Raw genomic sequence first — 16,386 nt, forward strand, 5'->3', positions numbered from 1 at the left:
GCCGCGTCCACGGACTGCCCAGACTATCGCGGGCGAGGCTCGCGAGGCGAGACGCGAAGAGGCGGCCGTCCCGTGTCGGGAACAGCCGCCTCTGTGTTCGGAGTCGGAACTACGCTCGCGCGCGAATCGCGGTCCGGAGCACGTGCATGATCGCCTCGAGCTGCACCGAATCGGCGTCGTCGGGGCGGGCCTCCGCGCCGTCGAGCGCCCGACCGGCGAGCCCGGCCTTGCGGTCGATCAGCTCGGCGATCTTCGCGTCGATGGTCTGCGCCGCGACAATGCGCCACGCGGTGACCGGTTCTTCCTGTCCGATGCGGTGCACGCGGTCGATCGCCTGCGTCTGCTCGGCGTCGGTCCAGCTGAGCTCGGCAAGGACGACGTCCGACGCGGCCTGCAGATTCACCCCGACACCTGCGGCGGTGAGCGAGCACACCGCGATCGAGACGCTGGGATCCTGGTTGAACGCGTCAATCTGTGTCTGCCGGAACGTTGCACTCTGGTCGCCCCGGATCGCGACGGTCTTGAGGCCGCGCTCGGCGAACAGGGCCTCGGCGCGATCCATGACGTCGATGTGCTTCGCGAAGAAGACCACCTTGCCGACCGAGTGCGCCAGCTGGGCGGTGTAGTCCGCCGCCAGCCCGGCCTTCGCCTGGCCGATCCGGCGCACCATCGTAAAGACGTTGGTGCCCGACTGCGCGTTTGACTCTTCGAGCTCCTGCGCCGAGATCATGCGGATGATCGATTCGTCGGTGAGCTCACGGCCGAGCTTGCCGCCCTTCGCCCGGTCAAAGCGCTCAAGCAGCTTGCGGGAGAGCTCGCGCTCGGCCTCGCGGATGCCGCGGCCCATGTCGTCGTCAAGCTCGACCGGCAGGTCGACCACGCGCTTTGCGGGGAGGTCGGCGGCCACATCGATCTTGCGGCGACGGACAATGCCGAGCTCGATCACGCTCTCGCGCGCTGCCGGGTAGAAGCCGGGGTCGGCCGGCGTGTAGCCGTTCGACTCGAGCGCTGCGAGCAGCTGAGGGCCGGGCTTGTCGGCGTCCGTCCACCCCAGGAAGCGCCAGATGGCGCGGAAATCGTCGATGTCGTTGATCAGCGGCGTGCCGGTCAGGGCCATGAGCAGTGGGTTCCCACCGGGGGTGTTCGCGCGGATGCGGTCGGCGATCGCAAGCACGTTACGCGAGCGCTGCGACTGCACGTTCTTGATCATGTGCGCCTCGTCGACGACCATGCCGCGGAACCCGAAGCGGGAGATCCAGCTCAGGTGACGGTCGAGGATCTCGTAGTTCACGATGAAGACGTCTGCGAACGCATCGATGTCCTGGCCGTCGCCGTGAATGACCGTGGCGCGACGCTGCGGCGTCCAGCGCTGTACTTCGCGGGCCCAGTTCATCTTCACGACGTTCGGGACGACCACGAGCAGGGGGTATGCGTTCGCGACCGAGGCGGCGATGACCGACTGCGCGGTCTTCCCAAGGCCCGGCTCGTCGGCGAGCAAGTAGCTCCGGTGACCGGCGCGCACCGACTCAAGGAATCGTGCCTGGTGCGGCATGAGCTCCTGGCCGCGCGGGGCAAGGCGATCGGGCAGCATCGGCTCGGGCAGCGTCATGCACGCCTTTGCCCCACCCTGCTCGAAGGACTTGAGGAGCGGCCCAAGCAGCTCCCAGTTCGCGAGGCGCACGACCGGGGTCGGCAGTACCGCGGGCGCCGGGTGCGGCTCAAGAAACGGGTTTGAGCGGCGGCGGGCCTCGATGCCGGCGGGCTCGACCTGACGCTCCGCCAGCTCGGGAGGCACGATCGGGGCCACCACCTCGGGGGCCGTCTCTTCCACGGGCAGCTCGACGCCAGCCGACGTCAGCATCTTCCGCTTCAGCGCGCGGGTCGCCTCGGTAATGGGCGCTGCGGGCTCGAGCAGGGTGATGAGCGAGGTGTCGCGCGCGGCCGTCTTCGCCAGGATTGACGCGACGCCGTCGAGGCGCTTCAGCGTCTCGGCGCGCTCCGCGTCGGTCAGGTCCTCCGCCGTCTTTGCCCGAGCGCGTTCCTCACGCATGAGCAGCGCGATGACGTGAAACTTGGTGCGGTTTGCGGGGGTGGCCTTGCCACGTTGGGCAGAAGCCTCTACCTCGCGCACGGCGCGCGCAAGCAGCGGGATGATGCCCTCGTTGTGGGTGTGGCGGCGCTTGCCCGAGTTCGAGCGCGCGGCGGTCGACGATGCCATGGATCTCCTGGTTGGCGGGATCGCGGGCCCGAGAGGGCCCTGCGAGCGGTGAGGCGCGTCCCGAGCCAGACGGCGTGAGTTCATTGCGAATAACGCGAACGCACGGGTGGCACGAAGAAAGCGTGTGGGCTGGGCCTCGAGATGATCCTAACAGGATGACAAGCGTGTGTTGCTAGCGTGAACCCATGCACCCGAGCACTTTCGCCCTGATCCGGCACGGCCAGACCGACTGGAACCTCGCTGGACGGGTCCAGGGCCGCACCGAAGTGCCGCTGAACGCGGCAGGAATCGCACAAGCGCAAGCGGTGGCCGAGCATATCGCGGCTCCCTGGGCCGGGCCCGGCGCCCCGACGGCGCAGGGCACGGTGGAGTGGGACGCCGTGGAGTGGGGCGCCGTCCTCACCTCCCCGCTTGCTCGAGCGCGCGACACTGCCCGCATCATTGCCGCGCGCCTACAGTTGGAAACTCCGGTCGAGCACGCGGGACTCCTTGAGCGCAATTTTGGGGTCGCTGAGGGCCTCGCGGGGGCCGAACTCGTCGCGGCCCGCGCGGGCGGCGAGTACCCGGGATCGGAGCCGCGAGCGGCTGTCGCGCTTCGGGCCGCCGCAGTGCTCGAGTCCTTACACGCGGAGGCGCCCGGGTCCGCGGCGATCGTGGTGAGCCACGGCGCCTGCCTACGCTTGCTCCTCGGACACCTCCTCGGCCACCAGATTGCCCCACTCGACAACGCGACGCTCACTGTGCTCCAACGCGACGACTCGGGCTGGTCGCTTTGCACCTTCAATGAGCCGCCTCGCGGCGCGATCAGCTAGCTCCGGCCCGAAAGGGGCGCGCCCATCAGCTCGCGCGTCAGACGCACATCTTCGTTCATCACCGCAATCAGGGCGTCGATCCCCTCGAACGCGACCATCCCGCGAATGCGGTGCGCGAATCGCACTTCCATGGACTTGCCGTAGAGGTCGCCCGAGAAATCCAGCAAGAATGCTTCGACCCTGGACTGCCCCTCCGGGGTAAACGTCGGGTTGTTGCCGACCGAGATCGCAGCAACATAGGTTTCGCCATCGATAGTCACATAGCCCGCGTATACCCCATCGGCGGGCACGAGCCCCTCGATCTCGCCGCCGAGATTCGCGGTGGGGAAACCGAGCTCGCGGCCACGGGCGTCGCCGTGCACGACCTCGCCTCGAACCGCGACCTCGCGACCGAGCATGGCTCCGGCGCCGGCGACATCCCCCGCAACGATGGCTTCGCGGATCCTGGTCGATGAGACGCGCTCGCCAGCTGGGGTGCCCACCTCGTCGATGATCTCCACGGTGAACCCGAATCGGCGACCGAACGCTTCCAGCTGCACCGTATCGCCAGCCCCGCGATTGCCAAAGTGGAAATCGGCGCCCACAATGACGTGCTTCGCGGCAAGGGTTCCGGCGAGCACGCGCTCTGCGTACTCCTCCGCTGAGGTCTGGGCGAACTGGGGCGTGAAGTCCACCATCGCTACGACGTCGATGCCGGCCCGGCCGATCTCCTCAATGCGCTGCGTGGGGCTCATGACCGGTACCGGGCACAGCTCGGGGCGCAACAGGCTCAGCGGGTTGTGCGAAAACGTAAAGACGAGCGATTCGAGACCGCGCTCGCTGGCGGCCGTGCGAAGTCGCGCGAACACGCTGCGGTGCCCGAGGTGCACGCCGTCGAACTTACCGATGGCTACCGCCGTGCCGCGCGGGAAGTCAGCGGCGTCGAGCTCGTCAAGCGAGCGGAAAATACGGAGCGTCACGACGCCTCTGCCGGGGACGTGCGCGACAGCCAGATGAGCCCGAGCACGGGCAACACGAGCGGGATAAACAGGTAGCCCGCGCCGAACCACGACCAGACGGACGGGTGGGCGAACCACTGCGGGGCAAGAAAACTCAGCGCGCCAACGACGAGCACCCCGGCGAGCTCAAAGCTCAGCGCGGCCCAGGCGACGCGTCGCCAGGCAGCACCGCGCCGCGTCAGCGCGATCGTCGCAACAATGTAGACGACGCCCGCGAGGGCGGACAGCAGGTACGCGACCGGTGCCTCGTCGAACTTGCGCACGATTTGAAAGAGCGAGCGGAACGTCGCCGCGAGCGCCAGGATCAGGTAGACCGCCACCAACACACGCCCGAGCCCCGTGATGCGCGTGCTCGGCGCGGCAGAGCCCTGCGCCACGTCGCTCACGGGCGCGCTCAGGTGCGGCGCCTCGGCGCCGGCGGCTGCAGAAAAAGTCGGGTCAGACACGCAGGTCAGTCTACCGCCGCGCTACCCCGCCCAAATCGAGAGCATACGCAGCGTCATCACCGCGACCGCGACATTCACCACGGCGAGCACCAGGTTGGCCCAGGGGGTGCGGTCAATCAGCGCCCAGACGACCGCACCAATCGGCAGCGCGAACGCGACGATGAGGTAGAGCCAAAACTCGAGCGGGTCTCCCACCGACGGGTTGCCTGCCAGCGGGGCAACAATCGACCAGACCACTTGGACGAACAACAAGAGCGCCACCAAGAGCGTCGCGCCCAGCGAGATGTCATTCGGCGAGCTCTTGCGCGCGAACAACACGATGCCGACGAGGGCCGCAATCGCCGCCACCCCGACGATCGCGAACGCGAATCCCGCGATCACTGGGCGCCGCCCGTCGGGAAGTTGACGACGACTCGCGTTGCCCCGCGCCGGATCTTCACGAGGCCCACGAGGCGACCGTCGGGCGCCATCGCGCCGACAACCGGGGCGTCATCCGCGTCGGGCACCGCCAACGATTTGCCCTGACTCAGGTCAGTGGTCTGCTGCTCGGTGAGGTTGATGGTGGGAAACAGGGTCGCGGCGATCGCGGCCGGGCTGTGCAGCGCAGGCGACTCGCCAGAGACCAGCTGCTCCATCGAAATCGCGTCCTCCACCGAGAACGGGCCGACCGCGGTGCGGCGAAGCGCAACGAGGTGGCCCCCAACGCCGAGCGCCTTGCCGAGATCCCGGGCGAGGGCGCGAATGTAGGTACCTGAGGAGCAACGGACGGTCGCGTCGATATCGATGGCGGGCTCGCCGCTCGGAAGCGTTGCCGGGCGCGGCTGACCGAGGGAGAACTCGTGCACCGTGACGGGCCGTTGCTTGAGTTCGACTTCCTCGCCGGCGCGCACCAGGTCGTAGGCGCGTTTCCCATCCACCTTGATCGCGCTGACCGCACTCGGGGACTGCATGATCGCGCCGGTCAAGGGCGCTACCGCCTGCATGATTGCGGCGGCGTCGACACGCGCCAGCACTTCAGGGTCGGCGAGCTCGAGCACATCGCCCTCGCGGTCGTCAGTGACGGTGGTCGCACCGAGGCGAATCGTCGTAACGTACGTTTTATCGAGCCCGACCATGTAGGTGAGGAGGCGGGTCGCCGGGCCGGCCCCGAGCGTGAGCAGGCCGGTCGCCATGGGGTCGAGCGTCCCGGCGTGGCCGACCTTCTTCGTCCCCAACGCGCGGCGTGATCTCGCGACCACGTCATGACTCGTCCAGCCCTCCGCCTTATCGACGAACAGGATCCCGTTCGGTAACACTCGCCCTCCCTCCAGGCCGCGCGATGTGCGACCCATCAAGCCTAGACTGGACCGATGCCAGAGCCCGCACCCATCAGCCGCCGCGCCGAGGTCGCCGAGGCCCTGATCAACTGGTTCGGCGAGACTGCACGGGATCTGCCCTGGCGTCGACCCGAAACCACGCCCTGGGCGTCGCTCGTGTCGGAGTTCATGCTGCAACAGACCCAGGTCGAGCGGGTCATCCCCCGCTACCTCTCGTGGATCGAACGCTGGCCGACCCCGTCCGCGCTCGCCGCAGATCCCGCAGGCGACGCCGTGCGCGCCTGGGACCGGCTGGGCTACCCACGCCGCGCGCTTTGGCTGCACCGGGCCGCAAGCGAGATCGCCGAACGTCACGGGGACATCGTGCCGCGAGACATCGCAGCGCTCGAGGCGCTGACCGGCATCGGCCCGTACACCGCCCGAGCCGTCGCCGTCTTCGCCTACGGCGAGCGGCACCCGGTCGTCGACACGAACACTCGGCGGGTGCTGGCGCGCGCGGTGCACGGCATTGCTGCGGCCGGAATGCCCAAGGCAACTGACCTCGACGACATGGCGGCGATCCTGCCGGAAGGGCTCGCCGAGGCCGCAACGGTGAACGCGGCCGCTATGGAGCTGGGCGCCGTGGTCTGCACTGCGCGGCAGCCTCGGTGCGACGAGTGCCCGATCGCGCAGTGGTGCGAGTGGCGCGGCGCCGGCTACCCCGACAACGCGCCGGTGAAGCGCCCGAAGCAGGCAGCCTTCGCGGGGAGCGACCGGCAGGCCCGGGGCGCCATCATGGCGGTCGCCCGCCAGGCGCACGCGGCGGTCCCGCGGGCACGGGCGCTGGCGGCGGTCGAGCGGCCGGCGGATCCGGCTCAACCGCTGCGCGCCCTCGAGTCGCTCGTCGCCGATGGGTTACTTGTGGACGGCCCCGACGGGCTCACACTCCCGTAGGCCGCGCGGTCGCGCGGAAACGACGAACGGGTGGGACGGCGTGTGCCGTCCCACCCGTCATCGTTACCCCGCTTGGTTAAGAGCGGGCGTCGTCGTCGTCGTCGTCAAGATCGTCGTCTTCGTCGAGGTCGTCGTCTTCGTCGAGGTCGTCGTCTTCGTCGAGGTCGTCGTCTTCCTCGCCGGCCTCGTCGAGATCGTCGAAGTCATCGTCGTCGTCATCGTCGTCGTCATCGTCAGAGGTGACGTACGGGTTCGCGTCGCCCGCGTACTGGGCACCGACCGCAAGCGCCTGGGTCTCGGCGTCGCGCTTGCGCGCTTCCTCCAAGAGAGCCGCCATCTGGTTGGCGCTTTCCGGCAGCGCGTCAGCGATGAACTCGAGCGTCGGTGTGAGCCGAATCTTGAGTCCCTTGCCGACCTCGCGGCGGAGCATTCCGGTCGCGGCCTTCAACGCTGCGCCCGTGTCCGCGCGCTCCTTGTCGTCTCCGTAGACCGTGTAGAACACGCTCGCGTGCTGCAGATCTCCGGTGACGCGCACGTCGGTAATCGTCACGAAACCAAGCCGAGGATCCCGCAGGCCCTTTTCGAGCCGCGTCGCAATAATCTGCTGGATTCGCTCAGCAACCTTGCCTACCCGTGGGTTTGCCATATTTGTACCCTACTCGTAGCCGCGGGGTCGGGGCGCGAACGCCCCGACCCCGCGGAGGACAATGCCGTGCGTTAGCCGCGCGGCTTCTCGACCATTTCGGTGGTCTCGATCTCGTCACCGATACGAATATCGTTGAACTTGCCGAGGCCGATGCCACACTCGAAGTCAGTCTTGACCTCGGTCACGTCGTCCTTAAAGCGACGCAGCGACTCGATGGCCAGGCCATCCGCAATCACGACGCCGTCGCGAATAACGCGAGCCTTCGCGTTGCGAGTGATGACGCCGCTGCGGACGATGACACCCGCGACGTTGCCGAACTTCGAGGAAGAGAACACCTCGCGGATCTCGGCGACGCCCGAACGGACCTCTTCGTACTCGGGCTTGAGCATGCCGGTAAGGGCTGCCTCAATGTCATCGAGTGCGTTGTAGATCACGTTGTAGAAGCGGACATCGATACCCTCGCGGGCTGCCTTCTCGCGGGCCTTGACGTCCGGGCGGACGTTGAAGCCGATGACGATCGCGTTGTCGATCGTCGCCAGGTCCACATCGGACTCGGTGATCGCGCCGACACCGCGGTGCAGGATGCGCAGCTGGACCGAATCGTCGACCTCGATCTTCATGAGCGACTCTTCAAGTGCCTCAACAGCACCCGACACGTCACCCTTGATGATGAGGTTGAGCGACTCAACCTTGCCGTCCTCGAGGGCCTTCGTGAAGTCCTCAAGGCTGATGCGCTTGCGGGCCTTCGCGAGCTGAGCGTTACGCTCGGCCGCTTCGCGCTTCTCAGCGATCTGACGGGCGGTGCGATCCTCAGAGGTCACGAGGAAGGTGTCGCCGGCGCGGGGCACCGAGGACAGGCCCTGCACGAGGACGGGACGCGAAGGCGTCGCTTCCGCGACGGGCTCGCCGTTCTCGTCGACCATCGCGCGGACGCGGCCGTAGGCCGTTCCGGCAACGATTGCGTCTCCGACACGGAGCGTGCCCGACTGGATGAGCACGGTTGCAACCGCACCGCGGCCCTTGTCGAGACGAGCCTCAATGGCAACACCGCGAGCAGCCTTGTCCGGGTTCGCGCGCATGTCGAGACCAGCGTCTGCCGTGAGCAACACGGCGTCGAGCAGCTCGTCGATACCGACGTTGTTCTTGGCCGACACGTCGACGAACATGACGTCTCCGCCATACTCCTCTGCAAGCAGGTTGAACTCGGTGAGCTGCTGACGCACCTTCGCCGGGTTTGCACCCTCCTTGTCGATCTTGTTGACCGCGACGACAACGGGCACGCCAGCCGACTGTGCGTGGTTCAACGCCTCAATCGTCTGGGGCATGATGCCGTCGTCTGCCGCGACCACGAGGATCGCGATGTCGGTGACCTGCGCACCACGGGCACGCATGGCGGTGAACGCCTCGTGGCCCGGAGTATCAATGAAGGTGATCGCGCGAGGCTTGCCCTCGTGCTCAGCCCACACCTGGTAGGCACCGATGTGCTGGGTGATGCCGCCGGCCTCGCCGCCGCCGACGTTCGCCTTGCGGATCGCGTCGAGCAGTCGGGTCTTACCGTGATCGACGTGACCCATAACGGTGACGACCGGGGGACGAGGCTGCAGGACGTCGTCGCCCTCTTCCTCGAGCTCGGCCTCCAGGTCGATGTCGAAGCCCTCGAGCAGCTCGCGGTCTTCGTCCTCGGGCGAGACGATCTGGATCTTGAAGCCCAGCTCGTCACCGAGGATCTCGAACGTTGCCTGGTCGAGCGACTCGGTCGCGGTTGCCATCTCACCGAGATGGAACAGCACCGTGATCAGGTTCGATGCGCTCGTACCAATCTTCTCAGCGAAGTCCGCGAGCGATGCGCCGCGGCGCAGGCGAACCTGCGTCGTGCCGTCGCCACGGGGTACGCTCACGCCGCCGAGCGACGGAGCTTCCCGCATCTCGAACTCTTGGCGCTTCGCGCGCTTCGACTTCCGAGCCTTGCTCTTGGAGCCGCCACGGCCGAATGCGCCTGCCGTGCCAGCACCGCGTCCACCGCGGCCACCGCCGGGACGGGGCGGGCCGAAGCCACCGGGACGGGGTGCGCCTGCACCTGCTCCGGGACCGGTGCCACCGGGACGGCCTGCGCCACCACCGGCACCGCCGGGACGACCAGCGCCAGCCGGACGGCCGGGGCCACCGGGACGACCCGTGCCGGCTGCGCCAGCTGCGGGACGCGCGGGGCGCGGGATGTTCCCCGGCGTGGGCTTGCGGCCCATGCCCTGGTTCGCTGCGAACGGGTTGTTGCCCGGACGCGGCGGGCGGGGAATGCCCATGCCCTGGCTCGTGGCGAAGGGGTTGTTGCCGGGGCGCGGGGCGCCGGGCTTGCCGGCAGCTGCCTTCGCGTCGCCAGCAGGCTTCGCCTCGGCCGCCTTCGCGTCGCCAGCCTCAGCCTTGGCCTCGGGCTTCGCGGCCGCAGGCTTTGCGGCCTTGTCGGCGGCGGGAGCCTTCGCTGCGGGAGCCGGTGCCTCGGGAGCCTTGACCTCGGGTGCGGGTGCAGCCTCGGGCTCGGGTGCCGGCTTCGGAGCCGGCTTGGGGCCGGGCTTCATACCGGGCTTTGCCGTCGTGGCGGGCTTCGCCGCCGCCGCGGGCTTCGCCGGCGCGTCGTCGGTCTTGGCATGCACGAGGCCCTCAGCCTCAAGTGCTGCCTTCAGCTTGCGCGCAACGGGCGGCGCAATGCTGGACGAGGACGCCTTGACGAACTCGCCCATTTCTTTCAGCTTGGCCAGAGCGACCTTGCTGTCGACGCCGAGCTCGGCGGCGATTTCGTGAACACGTGGGTTTGCCACATTTCTCCTGTCTAACGTTCACGCCAGACAGGGCGAGAACGGGTAATTATTGGACGGGCCTCATTATGAGCCGCTCATTAGTTGTCCATGAGTGATTTCAGCCTGTTCTGTAGGGGACTGGTATCGAGTTTCCCCGAAGATCGCAGTGCACGCGAAAAGGCTCCGCGCTTCACTGCTTGTTCCACACACTGCACGGTCGGGTGCACCCAAGCACCACGACCCGGGAGCACCGCACGATCATCAGGCAAAACCTGACCATCACGCTGCACTACGCGCAGAAGCTCCGCACGATTTGCTCGCGCATGACATCCGACGCAGCTGCGGACCGGATCCATACTACCAGCACCTTTCCTGATTGATTCAGACACCGGATCCGCGAGGGGCTGCCACGCGGATCCGGTGCGGGGAGAACGCAGCCTGGTTAGGAATCCATGACCGAATCGGGCTGAATATCAATCTTTGCGCCGGTCAGCTTTGCCGCGAGTCGCGCGTTCTGACCTTCCTTGCCGATCGCCAGCGAAAGCTGGAAGTCGGGCACGAGTGCGCGCACCTGCTTGAGCGACTGATCGATGACAAACGCCTCGGTCACCTTTGCCGGCGAGAGCGCGTTTGCGACGAACTTCGGAAGGTCGGGCGAGTAGTCGATGATGTCGATCTTCTCTTCGCCGAGCTCGGCCATGACGGCGCGCACGCGGCGACCCATCTCGCCGATGCAGGTGCCCTTTGCGTTGATGCTGGCGTCGTGCGAGCGCACGGCGACCTTGCTGCGGTGGCCTGCCTCGCGGGCGAGCGAGACGATCTCGACGACGCCCGAAGCGATCTCGGGGACCTCGAGGGCGAACAGGCGACGAACGAGCCCGGGGTGCGTGCGCGACAGCACGACCTGCGGGCCCTTGGGGCCCTTGGCGACGCTCGTGACGTACACGCGAATGCGGGTGCCGTGCGCGTATGACTCGCCGGGCACCTGCTCCTCGGGAGGAATGATGCCCTCGACGACGCCCAGGTCGACGTTCACCATGCGGGGGTTCGGGCCCTGCTGCACGACGCCCGAAAGAATGTCGCCTTCCTTGCCCTTGAACTCGCCGAGCACGGCGTCATCGGCGAGCTCGCGCAGGCGCTGGTTGATGACCATCTTGGCGGCGCTCGCGGCGATCCGACCGAAGTCGTCCGTCTTGACCGGCGACTCGCCAATGATTGCGTCGTCTTCGTCACGCTCGGTGAGCATGATGTCGATGTCACCCGTCTTGCGGTTGAGCTCGACGCGCACGTCTTCGGGAGGCGTGGTGAAGCCGCGCTCGACCGCGTGCTTCAGGTATGCCGAGTGGATGGCCTGTTCGATGATCTCGGCGAGTTCCTCGAAGGGGATCTCTTGCTCGCGTTCCAGTCCACGCAGAGTGGCGAGGTCGATGTGCACAATGGCCTCCTTATTCAGATGTTGGGTGGACCGCCGACGCGGTCAACAGTCCAGGGTACCGCACTTATCCGGGTGGTTCGGGGCGCGCACCCGAGGTTTGCGCGCCTACCCCGGCGTCTGCGTCTCCTGGGTGCCGAGATCCGGCGCCGTCGACAGCTCGTTGATCGCGCGAATGAGCCGAAACAGGTCTCCGACGCGTCTGCGGGCAGGGGTGAGCCGAATACGCGGTTGTTCGAGCGCGTCGCCATCGGCCCGTTCCGTCCGCATCGGTTCCGCACGCTCGATCGCGCCGCTCGCAAGCATCCCCGCGAATCGCTCGTTGAGCCCCGCCAGGTCGGCGTCACTCGGTGTGCGGCGCAGTCGGATCACCAGGCGATCCCCCACCCAGCGCAGCGAGTGGTAGTTCCGCCAGAATCCGGTGATCTCAGCGACGGCCGCGTCCACCGAGTCGGTGACGAGTACGCGGTCGAAATCGCCCGGCGAGATGTATCGGCCGCCCTCGAGCTCCGCCTCAACGAACTCTTGTAGCCGCGTCCAGAAGCTGCCGCCCGGCCGGTCGAGCAGCACAATCGGCACCGGCTCGGCCTTGCCCGTCTGTTGCAGGGTCAGCAGCTCGAACATCTCGTCGAGCGTGCCAAAGCCTCCTGGCAGGCAAACGAACCCGCTCGATTCCTTCACGAGCATGAGCTTGCGCGTAAAGAAGTACTTCATGGTGACGTGATGACTCGAGCCCGTCACCGAGTCGCTCGGCAGCTCTTCAAACGGCAACCTGATCGACACTCCGAGCGCCCGGTCGGGGCCCGCGCCCGAGGCGGCAGCTTCCATGATGCCGGGGCCGGCCCCCGTGACCGCCATCCACCCGCGCTCGGACAGACGCGCGGTGACGTCGTGCGCCTGCTGGTACAGCGGATCATCGTGGGCGGTGCGCGCCGAACCGAACACGGTGACCTTCGGGACGCCGGTGTGCGCCTCGAAGAGCCGAAACGCCTCGCGCATCTCGTCGAGCGCCGCCGAGGAGATTTTGAGGTCGAGTTTGCTCGCACCGTCCCCGCCGAACCCGAGGCTCGTCGCCACCATGCGCTCGATCACCTCGTGATTGGCGACGATTCCTGCGTCCGCGACCAGCTGCGCGATGGCCTCGTCATTTCCGGGGTGCACGATCGGAGTACTCATGCCCCGAGTCTGGCACTTGTGCGGCAAACGCGCGCGGGGGCGGCCCACCTCTGCACCCAGAGAGGCTGTCCAGTCGCGTCACGGAGCTTCTCCCCCGTCGCGCCCCGAGTTGTCGGAGCGATCTGAGATCCCGGAGTGAATATTGCCGGAAACCGCCTCCGAGAACTCGAATCGCTCCGGGAACGTCGGCGGGAGCGGAGTGGCGCCCACATTACGGCTGCGGCCCCGATCCGGACAGGATCAGGGCCGCAGCTCGCGCGTCAGTGGCTACGAAGCCAGCCAGGCCTCGACATCGCCGAGGGCGACCTTGTCCTTGGTGCCAGCGGCACGGTCCCAGACCTCGGCAAAGCCCTCGCTCGCGTCGCGCCCAACGACCACCACGCGGGGCACCCCGAGCAGCTCGGCGTCGCCGAACTTCACGCCCGGCGAGACCTTCGGGCGGTCATCGAACAGGACGTCGACGCCGGCGGCGGTGAGCGAAGCTGCCAGCGACTCGGCGATCTCGATGATCGCCGGATCCTTGCCGGTGGCTACCAGGTGTACGTCAAACGGCGCCACTGCGCGCGGCCAGATGAGGCCGCGGTCGTCGTGGTGCAGCTCCGCGAGGATCGCCATGATGCGGGTGATGCCGATGCCGTACGAACCCATCGTGACGGTGACGAGCTTGCCGTTCTCGTCGAGCACCTTCAGGCCGAGCGCCTCGGCGTACTTGCGTCCGAGCTGGAAGACGTGGCCGATCTCCATGCCGCGCGCGGTCTCGATCGGGCCCGAGCCGTCGGGCGCCGGGTCTCCCTCGCGCACGTCGCCCACGTCGATGGTGCCGTCGCCGACGAAGTCGCGCCCGGCGACGAGGCCGGCGACGTGCTTGCCGTCGATGTTCGCGCCGGTCACCCAGGCGGTGCCCGGGACGACGCGGGGGTCGAGCAGGTAACGCAGGCCGGTGGTGCCCGTCTCGCCGAGCACGGGTGCGCCCTCTGCGCCCGGGCCGATGTAGCCCTTGACGAGCAGCGGGTGCTTCGCGAATTCTTCGGCCGAGGTCGCCGCGACCTCGCAGCCGGGGAAGGCGACCTCGAGACGCTTACCGTCGACCTCGCGGTCGCCGGGCAGGCCGATGACCACGATCTCCTTGGTGCCGTCGATCGCGGTGACCGTCATGACGACGTTCTTCAGCGTGTCCGCGGCGGTCCAGGCGCGCCCCTCAGGGTGGGGCAGGCTGGCGTTGATCTCGGCGACCAGGGTGTCGATCGTCGGGGTGTTCGGGGTGTCGAGGATGGCCGGCGCCGGCAGGCCCTCGATCGAGCGCGCCTCGGGCACGGGCGTCGTGTACGCCTCGACGTTGGCGGCGTAGCCGCCCGCGGAACGCACGAAGGTGTCCTCGCCGATAGCGATCGGCAGCAGGAACTCTTCGCTGCGCGAGCCACCCATGGCGCCCGCGTCTGCCGAGACGATGACGTAGTCGAGGCCGAGCCGGGTGAAGATGCGCTCGTAGGCGTCGCGCTGCGCCTGGTAGCTCGCGTCGAGTCCGGCATCGGTGACATCGAACGAGTACGCGTCCTTCATGGTGAACTCGCGACCGCGCAGCAGGCCCGCGCGGGGGCGCGCCTCGTCGCGGTACTTGTCCTGAATCTGGTACAACGACAGCGGCAGGTCCTTGTAGGAGTTGACGATGTCGTTCACGAGCAGCGTGAACGCTTCCTCGTGCGTGGGCGCAAGCAGGTAGTCGGCGCCGTGCCGATCCTTCAGGCGGAAGAGGGCGTCGCCGTACTCTTCCCAACGGCCGGTCGCCTCGTACGGCTCACGCGGCAGCAGCGCCGGGAAGTGGACCTCGTGGGCGCCTGCGTTGGCCATCTCTTCGCGCACGATCTGCTCGAGCTTTGCCTTGACCCGAAGGCCCAGCGGCAGCCAGGCGAACACGCCCGGTGCCTGACGGCGAATATAGCCGGCGCGCACGAGCAGGCGGTGGCTCGCGACTTCGGCATCGGAGGGATCCTCGCGGAGGGTCTTCAGGAAGTAGTTACTGAGGCGGGTTAGCACCCCTCCATCGTAGACCCGCGCCTAGGGTGGGTGTGTGCCTGCGCTCACCCGAACCCTTCGCCGCGTGCCGGGCTGGGTCTGGCCCGTCGCGGTGCTGGCGCTTGCGGCGGCACTCCGCCTGATCGACCTGGGCCGACCCGGCACCCTCGTCTTCGACGAGCTGTACTACGTGCGCGACGCCGTGAGCCAGCTTACGCACGGATACCCCACGACCTGGCCCGACGATGACCCGGCGTTCGGCGGCGAGCGCAGCCGTTCGTTCATGGACGCCCCGGGGCTCGCCGTGCATCCGCCGCTCGGGAAGTGGCTGATCGGGCTCGGTATGCTCGCGCTCGGGGGCGGCGACCCGCTCGGGGCCGGGATCGACTCAGGCTGGGGGTGGCGCATCGCGGCCGCGGTCGCGGGCATCATCACCGTCGCGCTGACGATGCGGATCGCCCAGCTGCTGACGGGAAGCCTTGCCACCGCGACGCTCGCCGGCCTCTTCCTCGCGATCGACGGTGTGCACGTCGTGCTCAGTCGGGTGTCGCTGCTCGACGGCTTCCTCACGCTGCTCGTCACGGCGGGCGTGCTCTGCATGGTGCACGACCACCAGTCGCTTTCCGCCGCCTGGCGCCGCGGCGGGCGCTGGGTGCAGTGGCGACGTCCGTGGCTACTCGCGGCCGGGGTGGTGTTTGGCTTGGCGGCCGGCGTGAAATGGTCCGGGATGTTCGCGCTGGCCGCGTTCCTGCTCCTGACGGTCGTCCGCGACGCGCTGGTGCGCGCGCGGCTGCACCCGGTCGGCCGCGCGCCGCGCCCCGTCCTCGGCGCCACGCTCCAGACCCTCGTCACGGGGGCCATCGCGCTCCCCGCCGCCGCCGCGGCATACCTCGCCACCTGGTTGGGCTGGATCCTGACCCCGGGCGGCTGGGCCCGGCAGGACGGCAGCAACTGGTTCGTCGCCCTCTGGCAATTCCACGTCGAGACCATCGCGTGGCATGAAACTCTGTCTGCACCGCACCCCTACCGCTCGGACCCGTGGACGTGGCCGCTCGGCCTGCGCCCCACCGCGATGTACTCCGAGGAGCTGCCGGGTGGCCTTATCTCGGTCATCTCCCCCATTCCGAACCCCATCGTCACCTGGGCGGGCGTCGCGGCCCTCATCGCGCTCGCGGTGCTGGTGGTGCGCGCCGCGATTCGGGCGCTCCGGCCACGCGAGGGCTCGGGGCCGTGGCCGCGCTGGCAGGCGCTGACCGCGAGCCCCCTGCTGGCGGCCGCGTCGTTCGCGCTCGTGGGGTATCTCTCGGGCTGGCTCCCATGGGTGCTCACGGTGTCACGCTCGGCGGTGTTCCAGTTCTACGCCGTCGTGCTCACGCCGTTCTCCGCGCTCGCGCTGGCCCTCGCGCTCGCCGCCTGGGTCGCCCCCCGCGTCGGCCGCTCCCCCGAGGATCTCCGCGGGCGCCGCATCGCCGCCGGGATCCTGGTGGGGGCGGCGCTCGCGGCGACCGCATTCTTCTTCCCGCTCTGGACCGGGATGCCGATCGACCGAGGCTACTGGCAGCTCCACCTCTGGCTGCCGGGGTGGCGGTAAGCGGAAGGCGGAA

At 68.3% G+C, this 16,386-nt stretch carries 14 protein-coding genes; 3 read left to right on the forward strand and 11 right to left on the reverse strand.

What is annotated here, in order from left to right; translation table 11 throughout:
• Positions 1-109: 109 nt before the first annotated feature.
• Positions 110-2,218 (reverse strand): DEAD/DEAH box helicase, encoded by a 2,109-nt coding sequence (locus tag JW030_RS10795; protein ID WP_188046245.1) that lies wholly within the window; start codon positions 2,216-2,218, stop codon positions 110-112.
• 185 nt (positions 2,219-2,403) lie between these two features.
• Here JW030_RS10795 and JW030_RS10800 point away from each other — a divergent pair, with 185 nt between their 5' ends.
• Positions 2,404-3,030, forward strand: coding sequence for a histidine phosphatase family protein (locus tag JW030_RS10800; RefSeq protein WP_188046244.1), 627 nt, complete (start codon positions 2,404-2,406; stop codon positions 3,028-3,030).
• On the opposite strand, the gene JW030_RS10805 is transcribed toward JW030_RS10800, so the two are convergent.
• The 4 genes from JW030_RS10805 to truB all read right to left on the reverse strand — a co-directional run bounded on the left by JW030_RS10805 (position 3,027) and on the right by truB (position 5,769).
• The gene (locus JW030_RS10805) at positions 3,027-3,989 is read right to left on the reverse strand and encodes a bifunctional riboflavin kinase/FAD synthetase (RefSeq protein ID WP_188046243.1); all 963 of its coding nucleotides are present in this window, start codon (positions 3,987-3,989) and stop codon (positions 3,027-3,029) included. The two genes, JW030_RS10800 and JW030_RS10805, sit on opposite strands and share 4 nt — an antisense overlap.
• Positions 3,986-4,426 carry a hypothetical protein gene (locus tag JW030_RS10810; RefSeq protein ID WP_223159980.1) on the reverse strand — a complete coding sequence of 147 codons (441 nt, stop codon included), beginning with the start codon at positions 4,424-4,426 and terminating at the stop codon, positions 3,986-3,988. Before JW030_RS10810 ends, JW030_RS10805 begins: the two co-directional genes overlap by 4 nt.
• Before the next feature lie 69 nt (positions 4,427-4,495).
• Positions 4,496-4,855 carry a hypothetical protein gene (locus tag JW030_RS10815; RefSeq protein ID WP_188046242.1) on the reverse strand — a complete coding sequence of 120 codons (360 nt, stop codon included), beginning with the start codon at positions 4,853-4,855 and terminating at the stop codon, positions 4,496-4,498.
• Positions 4,852-5,769, reverse strand: a complete 918-nt coding sequence (gene truB / locus JW030_RS10820) for a tRNA pseudouridine(55) synthase TruB (RefSeq protein WP_241095428.1) — start codon at positions 5,767-5,769, stop codon at positions 4,852-4,854. The genes JW030_RS10815 and truB overlap by 4 nt, the downstream gene beginning before the upstream one ends.
• Positions 5,770-5,823: 54 nt before the next feature.
• Between truB and JW030_RS10825 the strand changes: the two genes are divergently transcribed.
• A complete protein-coding gene (locus JW030_RS10825; RefSeq protein ID WP_188046240.1) occupies positions 5,824-6,723 on the forward strand; it encodes an A/G-specific adenine glycosylase in 900 nt (299 codons plus the stop codon).
• 76 nt (positions 6,724-6,799) lie between these two features.
• Here the strand turns inward: JW030_RS10825 and rbfA are convergent, their stop codons facing one another.
• From rbfA to JW030_RS10855, 6 genes are all read right to left on the reverse strand, one after another.
• Positions 6,800-7,369, reverse strand: a complete 570-nt coding sequence (rbfA, locus tag JW030_RS10830; protein ID WP_188046239.1) for a 30S ribosome-binding factor RbfA — start codon at positions 7,367-7,369, stop codon at positions 6,800-6,802.
• A gap of 71 nt (positions 7,370-7,440) precedes the next feature.
• Entirely contained in the window at positions 7,441-10,182 is a 2,742-nt protein-coding gene (infB, locus tag JW030_RS10835; RefSeq protein ID WP_188046238.1) for a translation initiation factor IF-2, read from the reverse strand.
• Between the two features lie 77 nt (positions 10,183-10,259).
• Positions 10,260-10,517, reverse strand: coding sequence for a YlxR family protein (locus tag JW030_RS10840; RefSeq protein WP_188046237.1), 258 nt, complete (start codon positions 10,515-10,517; stop codon positions 10,260-10,262).
• An 86-nt stretch (positions 10,518-10,603) separates the two neighbouring features.
• Complete coding sequence (nusA, locus tag JW030_RS10845; protein WP_188046236.1) at positions 10,604-11,596, reverse strand: transcription termination factor NusA; 993 nt, start codon at positions 11,594-11,596, stop codon at positions 10,604-10,606.
• Between the two features lie 105 nt (positions 11,597-11,701).
• The gene (locus tag JW030_RS10850; RefSeq protein ID WP_188046235.1) at positions 11,702-12,769 is read right to left on the reverse strand and encodes a TIGR00730 family Rossman fold protein; all 1,068 of its coding nucleotides are present in this window, start codon (positions 12,767-12,769) and stop codon (positions 11,702-11,704) included.
• Positions 12,770-13,036: 267 nt separating this feature from the next.
• Positions 13,037-14,803, reverse strand: a complete 1,767-nt coding sequence (locus tag JW030_RS10855) for a proline--tRNA ligase (RefSeq protein ID WP_188046234.1) — start codon at positions 14,801-14,803, stop codon at positions 13,037-13,039.
• Between the two features lie 34 nt (positions 14,804-14,837).
• Here JW030_RS10855 and JW030_RS10860 point away from each other — a divergent pair, with 34 nt between their 5' ends.
• Entirely contained in the window at positions 14,838-16,373 is a 1,536-nt protein-coding gene (locus JW030_RS10860; RefSeq protein WP_241095429.1) for a phospholipid carrier-dependent glycosyltransferase, read from the forward strand.
• The last annotated feature ends 13 nt before the right edge of the window (positions 16,374-16,386 follow it).

Origin of the sequence: Leucobacter sp. CX169 (assembly GCF_017161405.1) — a bacterium.
Classification (GTDB): domain Bacteria; phylum Actinomycetota; class Actinomycetes; order Actinomycetales; family Microbacteriaceae; genus Cx-87.

Bases quoted from the DNA above. Each gene is read 5' to 3' on its own strand.
- JW030_RS10840 (WP_188046237.1), bottom strand. From the start codon at position 10,517: ATGGATCCGGTCCGCAGCTGCGTCGGATGTCATGCGCGAGCAAATCGT.
- rbfA (WP_188046239.1), bottom strand. From the start codon at position 7,369: ATGGCAAACCCACGGGTAGGCAAGGTTGCTGAGCGAATCCAGCAGATT.
- JW030_RS10800 (WP_188046244.1), top strand. From the start codon at position 2,404: ATGCACCCGAGCACTTTCGCCCTGATCCGGCACGGCCAGACCGACTGG.
- JW030_RS10850 (WP_188046235.1), bottom strand. From the start codon at position 12,769: ATGAGTACTCCGATCGTGCACCCCGGAAATGACGAGGCCATCGCGCAG.
- JW030_RS10825 (WP_188046240.1), top strand. From the start codon at position 5,824: ATGCCAGAGCCCGCACCCATCAGCCGCCGCGCCGAGGTCGCCGAGGCC.
- JW030_RS10795 (WP_188046245.1), bottom strand. From the start codon at position 2,218: ATGGCATCGTCGACCGCCGCGCGCTCGAACTCGGGCAAGCGCCGCCAC.